15 protein-coding genes are annotated in these 20,539 nt (G+C 71.1%); 6 read left to right on the top strand and 9 right to left on the bottom strand.

The window, feature by feature from the left end; genetic code table 11:
* The first annotated feature begins 261 nt into the window (after positions 1–261).
* Positions 262–1,944: a phosphoglucomutase (alpha-D-glucose-1,6-bisphosphate-dependent) gene (pgm, locus tag VR894_RS05370; RefSeq protein ID WP_324650317.1), complete on the top strand. Its 1,683-nt coding sequence runs from the start codon at positions 262–264 to the stop codon at positions 1,942–1,944.
* 90 nt (positions 1,945–2,034) lie between these two features.
* Here the strand turns inward: pgm and VR894_RS05365 are convergent, their stop codons facing one another.
* Positions 2,035–6,480 carry a lamin tail domain-containing protein gene (locus tag VR894_RS05365; RefSeq protein ID WP_324650316.1) on the bottom strand — a complete coding sequence of 1,482 codons (4,446 nt, stop codon included), beginning with the start codon at positions 6,478–6,480 and terminating at the stop codon, positions 2,035–2,037.
* Positions 6,481–6,634: 154 nt separating this feature from the next.
* Between VR894_RS05365 and VR894_RS05360 the strand changes: the two genes are divergently transcribed.
* Together VR894_RS05360 and VR894_RS05355 are read left to right on the top strand one after the other, a co-directional pair.
* Positions 6,635–6,880 (top strand): DUF6458 family protein, encoded by a 246-nt coding sequence (locus VR894_RS05360; protein ID WP_324650315.1) that lies wholly within the window; start codon positions 6,635–6,637, stop codon positions 6,878–6,880.
* 62 nt (positions 6,881–6,942) lie between these two features.
* A complete protein-coding gene (locus VR894_RS05355) occupies positions 6,943–8,028 on the top strand; it encodes an App1 family protein (protein ID WP_324650314.1) in 1,086 nt (361 codons plus the stop codon).
* A 60-nt stretch (positions 8,029–8,088) separates the two neighbouring features.
* On the opposite strand, the gene VR894_RS05350 is transcribed toward VR894_RS05355, so the two are convergent.
* Genes VR894_RS05350 through VR894_RS05330 form a run of 5 tightly spaced genes read right to left on the bottom strand, consistent with a single transcriptional unit; the run spans position 8,089 to position 12,787 of the window.
* On the bottom strand, positions 8,089–8,826 hold the full coding sequence (locus tag VR894_RS05350; protein ID WP_324650313.1) for an ABC transporter ATP-binding protein: 738 nt from the start codon (positions 8,824–8,826) through the stop codon (positions 8,089–8,091).
* Entirely contained in the window at positions 8,816–9,565 is a 750-nt protein-coding gene (locus tag VR894_RS05345) for an ABC transporter ATP-binding protein (RefSeq protein ID WP_324650312.1), read from the bottom strand. Before VR894_RS05345 ends, VR894_RS05350 begins: the two co-directional genes overlap by 11 nt.
* Complete coding sequence (locus VR894_RS05340; protein ID WP_324650311.1) at positions 9,552–10,634, bottom strand: branched-chain amino acid ABC transporter permease; 1,083 nt, start codon at positions 10,632–10,634, stop codon at positions 9,552–9,554. Before VR894_RS05340 ends, VR894_RS05345 begins: the two co-directional genes overlap by 14 nt.
* A 19-nt stretch (positions 10,635–10,653) precedes the next feature.
* On the bottom strand, positions 10,654–11,538 hold the full coding sequence (locus VR894_RS05335; RefSeq protein WP_324650310.1) for a branched-chain amino acid ABC transporter permease: 885 nt from the start codon (positions 11,536–11,538) through the stop codon (positions 10,654–10,656).
* A 7-nt stretch (positions 11,539–11,545) separates the two neighbouring features.
* Positions 11,546–12,787 (bottom strand): amino acid ABC transporter substrate-binding protein, encoded by a 1,242-nt coding sequence (locus VR894_RS05330; protein WP_324650309.1) that lies wholly within the window; start codon positions 12,785–12,787, stop codon positions 11,546–11,548.
* Positions 12,788–13,026: 239 nt separating this feature from the next.
* Between VR894_RS05330 and VR894_RS05325 the strand changes: the two genes are divergently transcribed.
* The 3 genes from VR894_RS05325 (at position 13,027) to VR894_RS05315 (ending at position 17,033) form a co-directional block, all read left to right on the top strand.
* The gene (locus tag VR894_RS05325; RefSeq protein WP_324650308.1) at positions 13,027–13,800 is read left to right on the top strand and encodes a 3-ketoacyl-ACP reductase; all 774 of its coding nucleotides are present in this window, start codon (positions 13,027–13,029) and stop codon (positions 13,798–13,800) included.
* 19 nt (positions 13,801–13,819) lie between these two features.
* Entirely contained in the window at positions 13,820–15,889 is a 2,070-nt protein-coding gene (locus VR894_RS05320) for an FAD-binding protein (RefSeq protein ID WP_324650307.1), read from the top strand.
* Between the two features lie 148 nt (positions 15,890–16,037).
* The gene (locus VR894_RS05315) at positions 16,038–17,033 is read left to right on the top strand and encodes a hypothetical protein (protein WP_324650306.1); all 996 of its coding nucleotides are present in this window, start codon (positions 16,038–16,040) and stop codon (positions 17,031–17,033) included.
* A 114-nt stretch (positions 17,034–17,147) separates the two neighbouring features.
* Here VR894_RS05315 and VR894_RS05310 read toward each other — a convergent pair whose 3' ends face one another.
* Genes VR894_RS05310 through VR894_RS05300 form a run of 3 tightly spaced genes read right to left on the bottom strand, consistent with a single transcriptional unit; the run spans position 17,148 to position 20,400 of the window.
* Positions 17,148–18,038, bottom strand: coding sequence for a sugar phosphate isomerase/epimerase family protein (locus tag VR894_RS05310; protein ID WP_324650305.1), 891 nt, complete (start codon positions 18,036–18,038; stop codon positions 17,148–17,150).
* Positions 18,035–19,240 (bottom strand): dihydrodipicolinate synthase family protein, encoded by a 1,206-nt coding sequence (locus VR894_RS05305; protein ID WP_324650304.1) that lies wholly within the window; start codon positions 19,238–19,240, stop codon positions 18,035–18,037. Before VR894_RS05305 ends, VR894_RS05310 begins: the two co-directional genes overlap by 4 nt.
* Positions 19,237–20,400: a Gfo/Idh/MocA family oxidoreductase gene (locus tag VR894_RS05300; RefSeq protein WP_324650303.1), complete on the bottom strand. Its 1,164-nt coding sequence runs from the start codon at positions 20,398–20,400 to the stop codon at positions 19,237–19,239. Before VR894_RS05300 ends, VR894_RS05305 begins: the two co-directional genes overlap by 4 nt.
* Positions 20,401–20,539 lie beyond the last annotated feature (139 nt).

Raw genomic sequence — 20,539 nt, 5'->3', positions numbered from 1 at the left:
GTGTGCCCACCCGCCGACAGCGGAGTTGTTGCGCGCCCGGTCGGGCGGAATCGGACAATCGGCGGAAACAACCCCGCTGTCGGCGCCGGGGGTGTGCCCACCCGCCGACAGCGGAGTTGTTGCGCGCCCGGTCGGGCGGAATCGGACAATCGGCGGAAACAACCCCGCTGTCGGCGCCGGGGTGGGGGCGTCCATGCCCACCCGAGTGTTGGGGTACGCGGGACCACGCGGGCGACGCCGGAGAGTGGCAGGATCGAGACCATGCACGAGCGAGCCGGAACCCGCGCCCTGCCCGAGGACCTCATCGACGTCGACGCTGTCGTCTCGGCGTACTACGACCGCAGCCCAGATCTCGACGACCCCTCCCAGCAGGTCGTGTTCGGGACCTCGGGTCACCGCGGCTCGAGCCTCGACGGCGCGTTCAACGAGGCGCACATCGTCGCGACGACGGCGGCCATCGTCGAGTACCGCCGCGCGCAGGGCACCGACGGGCCGCTGTTCATCGGCCGCGACACCCATGCCCTGTCCGAACCGGCGTGGCGCACCGCCGTCGAGGTCCTCGCCGGCGCCGGCGTCGAGCTCCGGGTCGACGCCCGCGACTCCTGGACGCCGACCCCCGCCGTCTCCCACGCCATCCTCCTCGCCAACGGCTCCGGCACCGCCGCCGGCGTGCGTGTCAAGGGTCCGGGCCGCGCCGACGGGATCGTCGTCACGCCCTCGCACAACCCCCCGCGTGACGGCGGCTTCAAGTACAACCCGCCCCACGGCGGGCCGGCCGGCTCGGACGCGACGACGTGGATCGCCGCACGCGCGAACGAGCTGCTGCGCAGCGGCGTCGCGCAGGTGCCGCGCCTGCCGCTGGACCGGGCGCTGGCCGCCGAGACCACCCGCCGCCACGACTTCCTCTCCGCCTACGTCGACGACCTTGCCAGCGTCATCGACCTCGAGGCGATCGCGCGGGCCGGGGTGCGCATCGGCGCCGACCCGCTCGGTGGTGCGGCCGTCGAGTACTGGGGCGTCATCGGCGAGCGCTACGGCCTCGACCTCACCGTGGTCAACCCCGAGGTCGACCCGCGATGGTCGTTCATGACCCTCGACTGGGACGGCAAGATCCGGATGGACTGCTCCTCCCCGTCGGCCATGGCCTCGCTGCTCGGCATCATGCAGCCCGAGGACGGCGGCCCGGCGCCCTACGACATCGCGACGGGCAACGACGCCGACTCCGACCGTCACGGCATCGTCACGCCCGACGGCGGGCTGATGAACCCCAACCACTTCCTCGCCGTCGCGATCGACTACCTCTTCGCCCACCGTCCCGACTGGCCGGCTGCGGCGGCCGTCGGCAAGACGCTGGTCTCCTCGGCGCTCATCGACCGGGTGGCCGCGGGACTCGACAGGAGGCTGCTCGAGGTCCCGGTGGGCTTCAAGTACTTCGTCCCCGGGCTGCTCGACTCCTCGGTGGGCTTCGGTGGGGAGGAGTCGGCAGGCGCCTCGTTCCTGCGCCGCGACGGCTCGGTGTGGACGACCGACAAGGACGGCATCATCCTCGGGCTCCTCGCCTCGGAGGTCCTCGCGGTGACCGGGCGCAGCCCGAGCCAGCTGCACGAGGAGCAGGTCGAGCGCTACGGCGCCTCGGCCTACGCCCGCATCGATGCCCCCGCCACGCGCGAGCAGAAGGCCAAGCTCGCGGCGCTCAGCCCCGAGCAGGTCACCGCCACCACCCTGGCCGGTGAGGAGATCACCGCTCGCCTGGTGCGGGCACCGGGCAACGACGAGCCGATCGGCGGCCTGAAGGTCACCACCGAGAGCGCGTGGTTCGCGGCGCGTCCTTCCGGCACGGAGGACGTCTACAAGATCTACGCCGAGTCCTTCCGCGGCGAGGAGCACCTGGCCCAGGTCCAGGCCGAGGCCAAGGCCGTGGTCGACGCTGCGCTGGAGGACTAGCGCAGCCGGGCCGTCGCCCGCGGCACCGTGTGTGGTTCGGGTCCCGACCGGACCCGAACCACCCACGGTCGCCTCAACGCCGTCGACCGGCTAGCTGCGGGTGCTCAACCGTCTCGTCACCGCGCCCGCCGTCAGCAGCAGCAGGACCACGACGACGGCGTAGCCCACGGCTGCACCGGTCGAGGGCAGAGCCCCGCCACCGGTCCCGTCACCGGAGCCGGCCTGGTCGTCGCCACCGCCGGGCCCGTCACCGGTCCCGCTGCCGCCGGTCCCGCCGTCGTCGGTCCCGTCCGGCGCGTGGGTGAAGGTGACCTCCCAGACCTCGGAGCGGACCTCCCCGCCGTGGGCGTCACTGGCCGTGACGTACCAGCCGTGCGTGCCGTCGCCGGGAACCCACGACGTCGTCACCACCGAGCCGCTCTCCACGCCTGCGACCTCGGCGAGGGCCGCCCCCTCACCGACCACGGTGCCGGTGAGGACCTCGGCCGAGAAGGCGTCGGCGCTCAGCTCCTTGACCCTGGGCACGATCCCGGCAGTCTCGTAGGAGATGGTGAAGTCCTGGTTCTCCGGCTCGAGGGACTCGTGGTCGGAGTTGTAGACCTCGAGGGACGGGGAGTAGGTCCGCACGCGGATCTCCCGCTCCTCGTTGTCGAACTGGAGCAGCCGCAGGAAGCCCAGGCCGCCCTCGGGCAGGCCCTGGTAGTCGAAGAGCATCTGCGTGACGGTGCGGTCCTCGACGCCGTCACCGTCGTCGTCGAAGGAGTCGTACCGGGTGTAGGCGTCGTGGTAGTGCCCGGACATCACCATGGAGACGTTCGGGTTGGTCGCCACGACCTCGTCCTGGATCCGCTGCGGCACCGGGCCGAGCCCACCCGTGGTGAGCAGGTACTCGTGGACGTTGATGATCGCCACGCGCTCGGGGTACTGCGCGAGCACCTCGTTCATCCACGCGATCTCCGCGTCACCCGGGTCCCAGCCCATCGACACGACGATGAAGTCGATCCCGCCGGCCGTGAACAGGTCGTAGTGCCCGCGGTTGTCCTCGTAGGAGCCGCCGTACCAGGGATTGTCGGCGAAGCGCCACTCACCGAAGTGCTCGGAGTAGGTGGTGTAGTCGCTGTCGAAGTTCCCGACGTCGTGGTTGCCGGCCAGCACGCCGTAGGGGATGCCGGCGTCGTCGAGCACCGCGTACGCCGGGTCGGCGTTCTCCCACTGGTAGGGCTCGTCGACGTTGTCGACGATGTCCCCGGTGTGGAAGAGGTAGTGGAGGTTGACGTCCTCCCGCTGGTCGAGGAGGTAGTCGTGGATCGCCAGCTGGTGGTCGTAGAACTCCTCGTTGTAGTACTGCGTGTCCGACTCCCACGCGAGCGTGAAGTCGTACTCGCCGCGGGGGGTGTCGTCCGGGTGCGCCGGGTCCACGACCGTGGCCCGGTCGGACAGGTTCGGGCCCGCCCAGCCCTCGGAGTGCTGGACGAGCAGCCGCACCGCGCCGTCGACAAGGTGGTCGGCGGTGGGCACCTCGGCCGCGAGGGTGAAGTCCTCGGCGTCCGCGGTGACGTGGCGGTCGACCTCCTCCCACGCCTCCTCGGCGGTGTTCCACGCGTGCAGGAGCACCTTGGCGGAGGCGTTGGCCGAGCCGTCCCACTGGACCCGTACCGAGGCGTCCGGCCCGGCCGTCTCCGACACTGCCACCTCGAGCAGCTGGTAGGGCAGCGCGTCGGTGCTGGTCCGGTCGACCGACTCGTCGTCGACCGCCGTCAGCGCGGCGAGCTCGGCGTCGCTCAGGGCGGTGGCGTCCCGCTCGACGGCGAGCGCGTCGCGGGTCTCCCCCGCGCTCACCGTGACGGCGGCGTCGGTCGCGTCGTAGGCGCGGGCCTCCCGGAAGACGACGTCGAGGTCGTCACCCGCCGGGTCGCTCACCCGCGCGGAGAGCTCGACGGCCGGTCCATTGACCTCCGCGCCGTCCTCCGGTGAGAGCAGCTCGACGCTCGGGTCCTCCTCCGGGGTGGTGAAGGTGGCCGTGGCCTCACCGGTGTTGCCGGCGACGTCCGTGGCGGTGACGACGAGGGTGTGCTGCCCTGCGGCGAGGTCCGCGGAGGAGGTCTCGTGGGGCAGCGTGACGGGCTCGCCGTCGAGGGTCGCGACGAGGTCGCCGACCTCGGTCGCGTCCGTCACGGTGGCGTCCAGGGTGATGCGGCCCTGGAGCCGGTCACCGGACTCGGTGTCCGCCGTCAGCACCGGGGCGATCACCGGGGCGGTGTTGTCGACGACGACGTCCGCTGTCGCGGTGAACTCGCCGTCCGTCGCGCTCACCGCGTGCTCGCCGTCGACGACGGCGGTGGTGTCCCAGCTGTGGCCGAGGGCGACGAAGGCGTCCTCGGGAAGGGTGAAGACGGCGGGGTAGGTGTCGTACTGGTTGTCGTTGCTGTCCCCCATGCCGAGGCTGCCACCGGAGTAGCCGGCGGGCTTGAGGGTGCGGCCGTCGGGCAGCACGAGCCGCGGGTTGCTGATGGTGAAGTCGTCGTTGTTCTCGTTGGCGTCCTCGCACGGCCAGGCCTTGGTGCCGGAGGAGACGAGCACGGTCAGCTCCTCACCGAGAGCGACGGCACTCAGCGGCACCTCGGCGGTCACGGTCCCCACCTCGGAGTACGTGCCCCGCTCGAAGATCGTCAGCACCTCACCGCTAGTGCACTGCTGGTCCACGGTCTCGCCCTCGCCGGGGAGGATGACCCCGTTGCGGAAACGGTCGTCAGTGGCGGTCACCTCGACGGCGAACACCGGGGACGCCTCGAGCTGCGGTGCCGTGGGCGTCAGCTCCTCGCCGTCGAGCGACAGGGTGAGCTCGGCCGGGTAGTCCTCACCGGCGGCCGACACGGTCGTCGTCCCGGACAGCACGTCCCCGTCGGCGACGCTGAGCCGGACCGGGTCCGTGGAGGCACCCTCGACGGCCACGCGGGCCGTCTCGGTGACGGTCTCGTTGGTGCCGTCGGAGACGACGAAGTGGTACTCGTAGAACGCCTTGCCGATGAGGTCGACGGCACCGACCGTGTGCCGGTAGGTGTCGTCGTCCGCGCGCAGGAGGTTGTGCGCGGTGAACTCCTCCTCGACGTCGGAGCGGAGCTGCAGGGTGACGCTGCGGACGAGCACGTCGTCCGTTGCGGTGGCCTCGATGCTGAGGTCGGTGCTCGGGTCGACGGTGCCGGCCGTGCGGTCGGTGACGACCGGCGCCTGCGTGTCCGCGGCCATCGCGGTCAGCTCGGCCGGGACCTGCTCCGGCGAGACGGCACCCGGCGTGGCGGCACTGGAGCCGAGGAGCCGCTGGAGGGCGAAGTCGGTGGGGTCGGCCGCGTACTGGAGGCCCTGGTCGGTCTGGACGTCACGCACCCCGGCCATGTTGTAGAAGCCGTGGCTGACCGTGACCCCCGTGTCGGTCATGATCTCGACGCCACGTGCGCTGCCGTTGGCCATGCCACCGGCCTGGGTCTCCAGGATCTGGGACTCGGGGACCGCCGCACCCCAGAAGGCGTTGAAGTCGGCGCGGGTGAGGTCGTCGTTCGCCCCGTTCTTCACCCAGATCACGACAGTGCCACCGGGCTCGACCACGGCATCCGCGGGTTCCGCCGGCCACAGCGCGCTGCTGCCGCTGTCGGGGTAGAGGTAGCGGACCTGGTAGTCCGAGAAGGCGATCGGCTCGGTCGTCGTGTTGTAGACCTCGATGTACTCGTACCCGTCGCTGCCACCGACGTTCGTCGAGTCCACCACGAGCTCGGTGAGCATGAGGTTGCCGACGACGGAGTCGGCGGGCAGGCCCGGCACCGGATCGACGGGCGGGTCCGTGGGGGCCTCGCCGTCGTCGTCCCCGTCGCGGTCGGCGAGCTGGGCCGGGTCGACGACGCCGGGCGTCGGTGCGGCGTTGCCCGCGAGAAGCTCCATCGACCGCTCGGCCGGGTCCGCCGGGGCGCGGAACTGTGCCGCCTCGTCGGTGCCCGTGGAACCGGGCGGGTAGAAGGACCAGCCGGTGACCTCGCCGTCGGGGCCGATGACCCGGATCGCGCGGCCCCCGCCGTTGGCGAGCCCGGACTGCCCGGTGAGGCGGACGACGTCGTACTCCTCGGTGGAGCCGCCGCGCTCGGCCCAGAAGGCCCGGAAGTCCGCCTCGTCGTACGCGAAGGAGTTGACGTTGCCGTCCGCGCTCTCGTAGGACACCCACAGTACGAGGGCCCCGCCCGCGGGCACGACCGTCCCGGCCGGCGCCTCCAGCGGGATGGCGGTCCCGCCGTCGGCGGTGTCCTCGTAGGCGTAGGCGAGGGTGTAGCCGCCCTCGCCCACCGTGACGTCCGCGCCGGTCGTGTTGGCGACCTCGACGTACTCGAAGTGGTCGTAGCTGTCCGGGTTGGGCACGACCTCGGTGACGACGAGCGGCCAGCTGTCGGCGGGTGCTGCGGACGCGGGCGGGACGAGCGTGCCGAGCGCCAGCGCGGCGAGAGCCGCCGTGGCGGCCGCGGCGCGGCGTCGGGGGGCGGGTTGGGCTCTCATGGGCCTCGACTTCCTCCTGTGGGCTGGGACGGCCGACGGTAGGAGACCCGGGTGACGCGCTGGTGAACACGGGGCGAACGGCCGTCTCGGCGTGCGGACCCCCGGCAACACCACCAGACTCAACAGCACCATCCGTCGACGGAAGGACGCAAAGATGGGTATCGGTGGAGGAATCTTCCTCATCGTGGTCGGGGCAATCCTGTCCTTCGGGCTGAGCCCGGACACGTGGGACGTCTTCAACATCAACACGATCGGCTACATCCTCATGGCGGTCGGGGTGCTCGCCCTGGTGCTGGCGTTCGTCATGCAGCGTCAGCGGCGCGACACGAGCCACACCGAGTACGTCGAGCGCCGGGACATCGGCAACCCTCCCCCCGGCAGCCTCCCGCCGGCTCGCTAGGTCCGGCGCGCGGCCCGCGGCTCACACTGCCGCGGGCCGCGCGCTGATCTACGGTGCCTCCTATGGCTCGCCCCGCGCTCGGCGCATCCCTCGAGGACGGCTTCAACCGCCGTCTCATCCCCCTCCTCCGGCGGCGCGGCTGGCGCCCCACGACGATCACCTACACCGGGTACGGCAACACCGACGCGCTGCGCGTCCTCGCCCGGGTGCTGCTCAAGGAGGACGACGACGACGCACCCGCCGCCGCCGACGTGGGTGCCACCGGGGCAGAGCTCGCCGAGGCCGAGGAGGCCGAGCGGGGTTGGCGCTCCTTCTTCACGGCGCCGGTCGCCTACCTGCCCGTCACGGTCGAGATCGCGGGCCGCAACCATGCCGCGCGCGCGGACCGCGGCGGCTACCTCGACGTCCTCGTGCAGGACCACGGCCTGCCGCCCGGGTGGCACGACATCACGATCCGCGCCCGTGGGGCCCGCCCCGTGACGGCACGGGTGCTCGTCGTCGGGCAGGAGACCACCTTCGGGATCATCAGCGACATCGACGACACCGTCATGGTCACCAGGGTCCCCCGGCCCCTCGTGGCCGCGTGGAACACCTTCGTGCGCCACACGACCGCGCGGCAGCCCGTCCCCGGGATGGCCGACCTGTTCCGCGACGTCGAGGCGCTGCGCTCGGGCACACCGGTGCTCTACCTGTCGACCGGGGCGTGGAACGTCGTCCCCGCGCTCGAGCGGTTCTTCCGCCGCAGCGACCTCCCGGCGGGACCGATGCTCATGACCGACTGGGGGCCGACGAACACCGGCTGGTTCCGCAGCGGGCAGGAGCACAAGCGCACGACGCTACGGCGCCTGCTCATCGACTTCCCGCACGTGCGCTGGCTGCTCGTCGGCGACGACGGGCAGCACGACCCGGAGATCTACGCCGAGCTGGCCCGCGAGCACCCCGACCGGGTGGTGGCGGTCGGCATCCGCCAGCTGACCCCGAGCGAGCACGTGCTCTCGCACGGCACACCGCAGGCCCTCGACGGCGGCCGCGACGACCACGACGGCGGTCGGCTCGCCGAGGGGCAGCTCGTCCCCGTGGTCCACGGCCCCGACGGGCACGCGCTCTGGCAGAAGCTGCGCCCCCACCTGGGAGTAGCGGGGCGCTAGGCGTCCCCACCCGCCGACAGCCGGATCGCCTCGAGCGGTCCAGCTGTCGGGCGGGTGGTGTCAGGCGCTGGCGGGGCGGCCGCCGAGGTAGAGGTCGCTGAGCTTCGGGTCGGCCAGCAGCTCCTGCGCCGGACCGGTGGCGAACACCCGACCGAGGTCGAGGACGCAGCCGATGTCGGCCATCTCGAGTGCCCGGCGGGCGTTCTGCTCGACGAGCAGCACGGCCACCCCGGCCTGTCGCATGCGGTCGACCTGCTCGAAGATGGTCGTCACGCGCTTGGGGTCCAGACCCATCGACGGCTCGTCGAGGAGCACGACGTCGGGGCGGATGACCAGTGCGCGGGCGAACTCGACCTGCTTCTGCTGCCCGCCGGAGAGCAGCCCGGCCGTGTCCCTCCAGCGCTCGCCGACGAGCGGGAAGACCTCCTTGACGTACTCGCACCGCTCCGCCATGACCGACTGGTCCGGGAGGGAGTACCCGCCGAGCATGATGTTCTCCTCGACGGTCATCTCCTTGAAGACGCTGTGGCCCTGGAGGACGTGCGCCAGCCCGCCGCGGAGCAGCTGCTGCGGGCCCTGACCGGTGACGTCCTTGCCGTTGAGCACGATGGTGCCCTGCCGCGGCTTGAGCATCCCGCTGGCCACCTTGAGGACGGTCGACTTGCCGGCACCGTTGGGCCCGACGAGGCAGACGACCTCCCCCCGGCGCACCTGGATGGACAGGCCCCGGAGGACGAGCGCCGCCTTGCCGTAGCCGGCCTGGATGTCGTCGAGGTCGAGGACGATGTCAGACGCCAAGGTATGCCTCCAGCACCTTCGGGTCGGCCTGCACGACGTCGGGCGTCCCCGCCGCGATCGGCCGGCCGCGGTCGAAGACCACGATGTGGTCGCACAGGCTCATGATGAGCTCCATGTTGTGCTCGACGATGAGGAAGGTCGTGCCCTCCTCGTTGAGCTCCTTGACGAGGACGGCGATCCGCTCGATGAGCGAGGGGTTCACCCCGCCTGCCGGCTCGTCGAGCATGACGAACGGCGGATCGGTCATGAGCGTCGAGCCGAGCTCGAGCAGCTTCTGCTGGCCGTAGGAGATGTCACGGGCCTCGGAGTTCTCCAGGTGGTCGATCCCCACCCGGGCGAGCATCTGCCGGGCCTTGTCCACCGACTCGTGGCTGCGCGAGTTCGCCACGTACTCCCCCAGCGTGCGTGGCTGGACGGCGACGAGCATGTTCTCCAGCACGGTCATCCGAGGGAAGACCCGGCACAGCTGGAAGCTGCGCCCCAGGCCGGCGCGCGCGATCTTGTGCGGTGCCCAGCGGGTGACGTTCCTGCCGTGCATCGTCACGGTGCCCGAGTCGGGCCGGATCAGGCCGGTCACGCAGTTGAAGAACGTCGTCTTGCCCGAGCCGTTGGGCCCGATGAGCCCGTTGATCTTGCCCTCGTAGAACTCCGTCGTCGCGTCGTCGACGGCATGGACGCCACCGAAGGACTTGGTGAGCCCGTCCGTGCGCAGGACGACGCCGGTGTCAGCTGCGGTCATCGCTGGTGCCCTCCTTCGTGGTGGCGGACTGGTTCGCGTCCTGCTGCTTGCGCAGGTCCTCCGCCGAGACCTCCCGGATGGACGCCGCCTCCGGCCGGAAGCGGCGCAGCAGCTGGCTGGCACCGGTGAGCACGCCGTCGGGCAGGAAGAGCACGACGAGGCCGAGGAGCAGGCCGGTGGCGACGAGGTGGAACTGCGACTGGCCGTAGTTGAGCACGAAGTACTCCAGGGCCACCCCGACGACGATCGCGCCGAGCAGCGGGCCGAAGAGGTACCGGACACCTCCGAGCAGTGCCATGAGCACGACGGTGGAGCCGAGCACGATGTCGAACTGGAAGATCGGGTCGAGGTCGCCGAACCACAGGGCGTAGAAACCGCCTGCGACCGACACGAAGAAGGCGGAGATGACGAAGGCGACGAGCTTGAGCTTGCCGGTGGGCGCGCCGAGCGACTCCGCCTTGTCCTCGTCCTCCCGCACCCCCTTGAGGGAGGCCCCGAACCGGGAGCGGTCGATGATCGTCCACGTGAGGAGCGTGACGGCGAGCAGCGCGAGGAAGATGTAGAAGAACGTCTCGTGGTGCTGCGGCCGTAGCATGTCGGGGAACGGCCGTGGCACGACGAGGCCGGCCGACCCACCCGTGACCGTGCTCCAGCTCTGGAAGAGGAGCTGCAGCACGAGGACGAGGGCGATCGTCACGATGACGAAGGACGAGCCGCGGACACGGAGCGCGGCGAACCCGACGGGGATGGTGAGCGCCGCCGTCGCGAGCGCGGCGACGAGCGTGGCAAGGAGCCAGTTCATCCCGGTGTGGATGACGAGCAGCGCCGTCCCGTAGGAGCCGAGCCCGAAGAAGGCGGCGTGGCCCAGGGAGATGTAGCCCGTGAAGCCGCCCATGATGTTCCACCCGGTGGCGAACACCGCGTAGTTGAGCACGATGACGCCGGCACTCATCATGTAGGCGTTCGGTGCGACGGAGGGCCACACCGCGAGCACGGCGATGACGGCGACGATGAAGAGCACGGGCCGCAGGCGGCTCACTCCCCCGCCGCCGACCGCGGCGCTGCGCACTGGCGCAACCGCCTGCTTGCTAGAAGCGCTGGGCAAGTCGACCTCCGAAGAATCCTTGTGGCCGCACCATGAGCGTGAGGAAGAGGGCCAGGTAGAAGATGGTCTGCGCGAGGGTCGGCGTCACACCTGGCACCAGCTCGGCCATCACACGCAGGGTTCCGAGGAGCAGGGCGGCGATGGCAGCACCAGGGATCGACCCGAGACCGCCGACGACGATGATCGCCATGAGCGGGCCGATCCAGTGCCAGTGCAGCGAGGGGAAGATGGTCTGGTTCAGCGCGAGTGCGGTGCCTCCGACCGCTGCCGTGGCCAGACCGAGCCCGAAGCCGAGCCCCGCGGTCATGTTCGTGTCGATACCGACGAGCTGCGCCGCCTCCCGGTGCTGGATCGTGGCCCGCAGCGCCCGGCCGAACCGGGTCTTCTTGAGCACGAGGTACAGCGCGACGAGGCTGAGGCCGGCGAGCGCGAAGGAGATGATCTGGACGACCGGGATCGACGCGCCGAGGACGTCGATGCTCGAGGCTCCGTAGGGCAGGTTGATGCGGCGCTGCGTGCCGGTGAAGATCATGCCGAGCAGGCCCTCGATGATGAGGGCGATGGCGAAGGTGATGAGCACCGACATCATCGTCATCGTCGAGGGCTTCAGCCGGCTGATGAGCCAGCGCTGGATCGCGAAGCCGATGACGAAGAACAGCGGGATCGTCCCGATGAGCGACAGCATCGGGTCCAGCCCGGTGGAGCTGGAGAAGCGCCAGGCGATGTAGCCGGCGAGGATGATGAACGCCGCATGGGCGAGCATCACCACCCGCATGATCCCGAAGTAGAGGGTGAGCCCCGCTGCAAGGAGGGCGTAGAGCCCTCCTTGCAGCACGCCCAGGATCAGGCTCTGGAATATCAGCGACACGGTCGGGTCACCACTCCGGCTTCGGGTAGACGAGCTCCGCCCCGGCGGTGTCCTCGGGCAGCACGATGGCGATCTCCCCGTCGACGTACTGGAGGATCATGTGCGCCCCGTTGGGGCGTCCGGCCTCGTCCCAGGCGAGCGGACCGACGACCGTGTCGACGGTCGCGCCGCGCAGGTAGTCGATGAGCTGCTGCTGGCACTCGCCCTGCTCGGCGCAGCCGACCTCCTCGACGGCGGCCGCGACGACCTGGCCCGTCGTGTAGGCGTTGGCCTCGTCCTCCTGGGGCTCCTCGCCGTGGAGCTCGAGGTGGGCCGCGACGAACTCCTCGTTGGACGGCCAGTCGGCCTCGTTGGAGTAGCCGGTCGGGGAGAGGATCCCCTCGACCGCTCCGCCGATCGCCTCGGGGAACTCGGGGTTGGTCGGCGCCGTGGAGAAGGCGGCCATCCGCGGCTGGTAGTTGAGCTGCTGCAGCGCGAGGATGAGGTTGACGGCGTCCTGGTACTGCGTGCCCCCGACGACGAGGTCGGGGTCCGCGTCGGCGATCTGCGCGGCGATGGCGTTGAAGTCGGTCTGGTTCGGCGGGTAGACCTCGTCGACGACCACCTCGATGCCGGCCTCGGCCAGCTTGTCGCGCAGACCGTAGGCGGTGCCCTGCGCGAAGGGGTCGTCCATCGCGGCGACGGCCATGGTCTGCGGCCGCTCGCCCTCGGGCATCGACAGGATGTGCTCGACGAGGTTGTTGTAGTGGTCCGGCGCGATGGCGGGCGCCGCGTAGAAGATGTTGTCGAAGCCGTTCTCGAAGACCTCGGCCGCAGCGGCGGCCGGCTCGACGAAGAGCATCCCGTACTCGTGGGCCACGCGGGAGGCGGGGACGACGAGGCGGGTGGAGAAGGGGCCGAAGAGGAGGTCGACCTCGTCGCGGGCGATGAGGGACTCGTAGTCGGACACGACGCGAGCGGCGTCCGACGCGTCGTCGAGGATCTTCAGCTCGACCTGCCGGCCGAGGAGCCCACCGTTGTCGTTGGTCACCTGGGCCCAGGTCTCGTAACCGCGCTCGACGCCCTTGCCGGGCTCGGCGAAGTCGCCGGTCAGGGGGAGGGAGACACCGATGACGATGGGGTCCTCGGAGCCGCCGCCCCCACCGCCACCACCGTCCGCGCCGTCGTCGTCGCCGCTCCCGCAGGCCGCCAGGGCCAGCATGGCTACCGCGCCGGCAGCGATTCCCCGGGTCAACCGCTTCGTTGACATCCGTCCTCCTTCATTGGTTCGGACGCGCTCTCGAAAGCGCTTTCCGGACAGTACGGCCTTGTCCGCCGACGACGCAAGGGGGTTACGTGATCGTGATCAGCTCAGGGGGTGCTGCGTAGCCAGCTGCGCCGGAAAGCGCTTGCCCTCCGGTCCCTCTTGGGCCATGATGGCTCAGGGGCGGGCCGCCCTCGGCGACCGGGACGCACCGGTCGCCCCACACTCGACGGAGAGGACGACACGTGCCGAAGGTAGCGATGGTGACCGGCGGGAACCGGGGCATCGGGCTGGGCATCACCACCCGCCTGCTGGACGAGGGCTACGCCGTCGCGATCCTCGCCACCCGCGAGGAACCCGCCGAGCTCATGGCCGAGCTCCGCGAGCGCGGCGAGGTCGTCTACGTGCGCGGCTCCATCTCGGAGCACGACGACCACCAGCGCTACCTCGACGCGACGCTCGCGCAGTGGGGACGCGTCGACGTCCTCGTCAACAACGCCGGGGTGGCGCCCGCGGTCCGCGACGACATCCTCGTCGCCACCCCGGAGAGCTACGACCGGGTGATGGACATCAACCTGCGCGGCCCCTACTTCCTCACCCAGCTCGTCGCGCGGACGATGGTGGAGCGGCGCGGTGAGCTGACCGAGCTGCCGGACGAGCCGGTCGGCACGATCGTCAACGTCTCCTCGACCTCCGCCGTCACCGTCTCGACCAACCGGGGCGAGTACTGCATCTCCAAGGCCGGGATGGCGATGTCCACCCAGCTGTGGGCCGCACGCCTGGCGCCCGAGGGCATCGTCGTCTACGAGATCCGGCCGGGCATCATCGCCACCGACATGACGGCCGGCGTCAAGGAGAAGTACGACTCCTTCTTCGCGGGCGGCGGCGCCCCGATCCCCCGCTGGGGCCGCCCCTCCGACGTGGGTGGCGCCGTCGCCCAGCTCGTCGCCGGCCAGATGCCCTACTCCACCGGCGACGTCATCAACGTCGACGGCGGCATGCACATCCCCACCCTCTGACCCGAGCGAGGTACTTCCCGTGACTTCCCACGAGCCCCAGGGCCTGCACATCGCCGGGCGCGAGGTTCCCGTCGTCACCGCGAACACCGTCGTCGTCGGCACCGGCTCGGCCGGCTACTGCGCCGCCGAGCGGCTGGTGGAGTTCGGGCAGGACGACGTCATCATGGTGACCGACAAGATCGGTGCCGGCGCGAGTCGCAACGCCGGGTCGGACAAGCAGACGTACTACAAGCTCACCCTGTCGGGCGACAACGGCGACTCGGTGCGCGAGATGGCCCAGACGCTGTTCGCCGGTGGCGCGATGGACGGGGACAACGCCCTGGCCGAGGCGGCACTGTCCGCCCGCGCGTTCCTCCACCTCGCCGACCTCGGCGTGCCCTTCCCGCAGAACCGCTACGGGGAGTTCATCGGCTACAAGACCGACCACGACCCCCGCCAGCGCGCGACCTCCGTCGGGCCCTACACCTCGCGGACGATGGTCGAGCAGCTGGAGAAGAAGGTGAACGCCAACGGCACCCGGATCTTCCCCGAGTGCCGCGTCGTCGACGTCATCAGCCACGCGGGGCAGGTCGCCGGGATGCTCCTCCTGCGCACCGACGTCCCGCACGACGGCGAGCGCAGCCCCTACCTCCTCGTCCGGTGCACGAACATCGTCTACGCGACGGGCGGGCCCGCCGGGCTGTACGCCACCCGGGTGTTCCCCAACGGGCAGTGGGGCGCCTCGGGTGCCGCCTACCGCGCGGGGATCGGGGGCAAGAACGTCACCGAGTGGCAGTTCGGCCTCGCCTCGACCAAGCCGCGGTGGAACGTGTCGGGGACCTACATGCAGGTCATCCCCCGGTTCGTGTCGACCGACCAGGACGGCGGCGACGAACGGGAGTTCCTCACCGAGGCGATCCCGGACTACGGGCGCCTCATGTCGCTCGTCTTCCTCAAGGGCTACCAGTGGCCCTTCGACGTCCGAAAGGCGCGCGACGGATCCTCGCTCATCGACCTGCTCGTCTACCGAGAGACGGTGCTGCGCGGCAGGCGCGTGTTCCTCGACTTCCGACGCAACCCGGTGCGGGAGGAGTTCGACCCCTCCGCGCTCGAGCCCGAGGCCTACGAGTACCTCGAGAAGGCCGGCGTCCTGTTCGGCACACCCATCGAGCGCCTCAAGCACATGAACATGCCCGCGTACGACTTCTACCTGAACAAGAACCCGTACGTGGACCTCGAGCAGGAGCTGCTCGAGGTCGACGTGTGCGCCCAGCACAACAACGGCGGCCTGCTCGTCGACGCCTGGTGGCAGTCCAACCTGCCCGGGTTCTTCCCGGTCGGTGAGGCCGGCGGCGCGCACGGCGTGTACCGCCCGGGCGGCGCGGCACTCAACAGCGGGCAGGTCGGGGCGACCCGGGCCGCTCAGTTCATCGCGGCGCAGCGCACTGCCGAACCGGTCGACGAGGCCGAGTTCGCCGCGGCCGCGGAGCCGGCCCTGCGTGACGCCGTCGGGCTGGTCGAGCGGGCCGCGGGACGCGCCGCCGCGGGCGAGAAGGACAACACCGGCGACCTCCTCCGCGAGGTGGGGGAGCTGATGAGCGCCAAGGCCGGCCCGGTGCGGTCGCGCCAGTCGATCGCCGAGGCGCTGGAGCAGGTCGAGGAGTGGCTCGGCAGCTACCGCGAGCTCGTCGTCGCCGACGCCGGGTCGCGCCGCGCCGTCAACCGTGCGTTCCTCGTGCGCGACATCCTCACGACGGCGCAGGTCTACCTCACCGCGATGGCGGACTACGTCGACCACGGCGGACGCTCCCGCGGCTCGGTCCTCTACACCGACCCGTCGGGCTCGCTGCCGCTCGTCGGGTACGGGCCCGACGCCGCGCGCGAGCTGGACCTCCCCGAGCTGTTCCGCTTCTCCCTCGACGACGGCGCGCACGACGACGAGGTCCAGGAGGTCGCCTGGACCCCGCACCGCTCCGCCGACGACGACGCCGCAGCCAGCGAGGCGGGCGACGTCCACCTCACCTGGCGCCCCCGCCGCCCGATCCCGGAGGCCGACGACTTCTTCGAGAACGTCTGGCGCGAGTACCGGGAGCACCAGAACATCTACTGAGGGCGATCGCCCGCCGGCCGGCCCCCGTGACGATCGTGTGTGGTTCGGAGCCTGTGAGGACCCGAACCACACACGGAGTGACCGGTCACTGCGGGCGTTGCTCCACAGGGCGTGGGGCTGACCGGGTTCTCCACCGGAGGACGGGTGCTTGCCGCCGCTGTTCCACCACCTGCGCGACCGTCTCCGCATGTCACCGGACCGGCGCCACATCGACCGCATGGCACGGCAGCGGTATTCCGTCCTCACGCGCACACAGCTTGTCGACGCCGGCGCATCCGTGAAGTGGATCCGCACGCAGGTGGACGAGCGCATCTGGCGGCGGGCCTATCCCGGCGTGTACATCACCCACACCGGACCGGTGTCCTGGGACACCCGGGTGGCCGCGGCGCTCGCGTATGTCGGCAAAGATGCCGCGCTCTCCCACGCAACAGCGGGCGACTGGTGGTTCGAGACGCCCGCCACGCGAAACCAACGCGTCTCCACCACGGTCGAGGTCAGTGTTCCCGCCATTCGTACCGTGGCCCCGCAACGCGGCCTGAAGATCTACCGTCGCCGGACAGTGCCGCCCGTGTGGGACGGGCGCATCCGCGTGACGACGGCCGCCCAGACGGCGGTGGATCTCGCGTGTCGGGCGAATGCCGAGGACGACGTCGTCGGAGTCCTGACCCGCGCCCTCCGCGTGACCGATCCGGCGGACATTCGAGGGGCCGTCTCGGGAAGGTCCCGGGTCCGTCACCGGCCGCTGCTCATGGACATCCTCGCTGAGGTCACGGCGGGTATCGAGTCGCCGCTCGAGCGCCACTACCACCGGGACGTGGAGACGGATCACGGCCTGCCGCAGTCCGAGCTCCAGCTCCGGGAGAAGCTCTCCGGCTCGTGGATCCGAGCCGACTGCCGCCATCGTCGATATCGCGTACGCATCGAGCTGGACGGTCGGCTGGCCCATCCGGGCGGGCGGACCGACCGAGACACCTGGCGTGACAACGAGGCGTTGCTGAGCACCGACGAGGTGACCCTGAGGTACCGCTGGTCGCACGTTGTGGGGGCCCCGTGCCGCACGGCCGTCCAGGTGGTGCGTGCCCTGCGGAAGGGCGGCTGGACCGGCACGCCGCGGAGGTGTGGGCCGAGCTGTCCGGTGCGCTGAGGGCCGGCCTCACCGATCGTGTGTGCTTCGGGTCCCGTCAGGACCCGAACCACACACGCTCGCGGGGAGGTGAGACGGACGCGGGGCACGACGCACACGCGCGGTGCGCCCGGCCTACAGGTAGGGCTGCACCAGCCGCGTGTAGCGCTCGGCGATGGTGCTGACGATCTCGTCGCCGGGCTGGTCCCAGATCGACTGGTTGAAGATCTCCACCTCGACGTCGCCGTCGTAGCCGGTCTCGGCGACCCAGCGGGTGATGGTCGGGAAGTCGATGTAGCCGTCGCCCATGTAGCCGCGGGAGTTCAGCATCTGCGACGCGAACGGCAGGATCCAGTCGCACACCTGGTAGCCGGCGAGCCGGCCCTCGGCGCCGGCCCGGGCGATCTGCGACTGCAGCTTCGGGTCCCACCACACGTGGTAGGTGTCCACGACGACGCCCACGCTCTCCGCCGGGAAGTCGGCGGCGAGGTCGAGGCACTGCTCCAGCGTGGAGAGCACCGCGCGGTCGGCAGCGAAGATCGGGTGGAGCGCCTCGAGGACGAGGCGTACCCCGTGCTCGGCCGCGAAGGGCACGAGCTCGCCCACGCGGTCGGCCACCCGCTGACGCGCGGCGACGATGTCGCGGTCGCCGTCGGGAACGGCCGGCCCCTCCGGTTCCGAGGCGGCCGGTAGCCCACCGACCACCATGACGAGCTCGCGGGTGCCGAGGGTCGCCGCCTCGACGATGGCGGCGCGGTTGTCCTCCAGCGCGGCCCGGCGTCCGTCGTCGTCGGCGGCGGTGAGGAAGCCGCCGCGGCACAGCGAGGAGACCCGCAGCCCGGCGTCCCGCACGATCTGCGCCGACCGCTCCAGCCCGGCCTCGGCGACCCGGTCTCGCCACAGCCCGACGGCCCCCAGCCCGGCGCGGGCGGCGGCGTCGACAGCCTCCTGCAGGGTCAGCGCCTTGGTGGTCGCGGTGTTGAGGGACAGGCGGGACAGGTCGGCGGTCACGCTGCGGCCTTTCATCGGGTGGGCAGGGAGTCGGCGCCGGCCACGGCCAGGTACTGGCCCATCCGGGTGGCGGCGAGGTCGGGGTCGAGCAGCAGGCCCGCCTGGTCGGCGAGGCGGAAGAGCTGGACGAGGTGGGGCAGGGAACGGCCCGCGTGCAGGCCCGCCACCAGCTGGTAGCCGGGCTGCTGGCCGTTGAGCCAGGCGAGGAAGGCCACGCCCGCCTTGTAGTAGTAGGTCGGCGCGGCGAACAGGTGCTCGCCGAGCGGCCTGGTGGTCTCGAGGATCTCGCGGGCGCGCACCGCTCCGCCCGGCCGCTCCAGCTCCTGGAGCGCCGTCGACGCCGCCGGGGCGATCGCGGCGAACACCCCGAGCAGGGCGTCGGAGTGGCCGCGCTCGTCCCCGACGACGAGGTCGGGGTAGTTGAAGTCGTCACCGGTGTACATCCGCACGCCCTGCGGCATCCGGGCGCGCAGCGCGATCTCCCGGTCCGCATCGAGCAGGGACACCTTGACGCCGTCGACCTGCTCCGGCCGGGAGTGCAGCAGCCGCAGGAACGTCTCCGCGGCGGCGTCGAGGTCCTCGCTGCCCCAGTACCCGGAGAGCGCCGGGTCGAAGTCGACGCCGAGCCAGTGCAGGATCACCGGCCCCGGCACCTCCGCGAGGAGGGTCTCGTAGACGTGCTGGTAGTCCTCCGCGCCGCGCGCCACGGCCGCGAGTGCCCGCGAGGCCATGAGGATCGGCTGCGCCCCGGCGTCGAGCACGACGAACAGCTGCTCCCGGTACGCGTCCAGCACCGTGGCGAGCGCCCGACGGCGGTCGTCGGGCAGCGTCGTCAGGTCCAGCTGGTCGGTGCCCGCCCCGGCCGCAATCGCCCCGCCCGCGCTGCGGGCCTCGGCGGACGAGCGCCGGATGAGCTCGACGGTGGCTGGCCAGTCGAGCCCCATCCCGCGCTGGGCGGTGTCCATGGCCTCGGCCACCCCCAGTCCGTAGGACCACAGGTAGTGGCGGAACGCCAGGGTGGAGTCCCAGTCGATCTGCGCGGGAGCCTCGGGGCTGTTGTCCGCCCAGACTGCCGGCACGACGTGTGCGGCGGCGTACGCGACGCGTGCGGTGAGCCGGGCCTGCGGGCGACGCCACGGGCCCGGCTCTCGCAGCTGGTAGGACGAGCGGGCCCCGCGCGAGTCCGGCAGGAGGAGCTCACGCGGGGCCGGGCTCACAGCGTGATCTCCGGGATCTCGATCCGGCGGCCCTCCGCGGAGGACCGGAGGCCGAGCTCGGCGAGCTGGACGCCGCGGGCGGCGGACAGCAGGCCGTAGCGGTGCTGGCGGCCCGCGACGACGTCGCGGAGGAACTCCTCCCACTGGATCTTGAAGCCGTTGTCGAGGTCGGCGTTGTTCGGCACCTCGAGCCACTGGTCGCGGAAGGACTCGGTGACGGGCAGGTCGGGGTTCCACACCGGCTTGGGGGTGTGGGCGCGCTCCTGGGCGACGCACTTGTTCAGGCCGGCGACCGCGGACCCGTGGGTCCCGTCGATCTGGAACTCGACGAGCTCGTCGCGGTAGACGCGCACCGCCCAGGAAGAGTTGATCTGCGCGACGACGGAGTCCCCGCCCGGGGTGGTGACGTCGAAGATCCCGTACGCGGCGTCGTCGGCCGTGGCGGTGTACTCCGTGCCCTGCTCGTCCCAGCGGGTGGGGATGTGGGTGACGGCCTTGGCGGTGACGGCGTCGACCTTGCCGAGGATGCCCTCGAGGACGTAGTTCCAGTGGCAGAACATGTCCACCACCATCCCGCCGCCGTCCTCCTTGCGGTAGTTCCAGCTCGGCCGCTGGGCCGGCTGGACGTCGCCCTCGAAGACCCAGTAGCCGAACTCGCCGCGCATGGACAGGATGCGACCGAAGAAGCCCTGGTCGACGAGGCGGCGGAGCTTGACGAGGCCGGGCAGGTAGAGCTTGTCGTGGACAACGCCGGCGGTCACGCCGGTCTCCTCACCGAGGCGGGCGAGCTCGACGGCCTCGTCGAGCGTCTCCGCGGTGGGCTTCTCGGTGAAGACGTGCTTGCCGGCCTTCATGGCGGCGGTGAGCGTGGCCTTGCGGAGCGAGGTGAGCTGGGCGTCGAAGTAGATGTCGACGCTCGGGTCGTTCATCACCGAGTCGACGTCGGTGGTCCAGTGCTCGACGCCGTGCTGCTCGGCGATCTCGCGCACGGCGTTCTCGCGGCGCCCGACGAGGATCGGCTCCACCTGCACCCGGGTGCCGTCCTCGAGGAGGAACCCGCCCGCGTCGCGGATCGGGAGGATCGAGCGGACGAGGTGCTGGCGGTACCCCATCCGGCCGGTGATGCCGTTCATCGCGATCCGCAGCGTGCGCGTGGTCATGTGCTCTCCAATGAGACGTGCCGGTGAAGTCGGGGAATGCGCTTTCCAACCTAGTAAGCACCGGCGGGACTGTCAAGCGTTCCGCGCATCGACCATCCGTCGACCGGTGGGGTCGGTCACATCGACACGTTCTCGGGAA

It is taken from the genome of Georgenia sp. H159 (assembly GCF_035607575.1).
In the GTDB taxonomy this organism is placed as follows: Bacteria; Actinomycetota; Actinomycetes; order Actinomycetales; family Actinomycetaceae; genus Oceanitalea.
The sequence above is the reverse complement of the archived record's forward strand: the minus strand, read 5'-3'. Positions and strand labels throughout refer to the sequence as shown.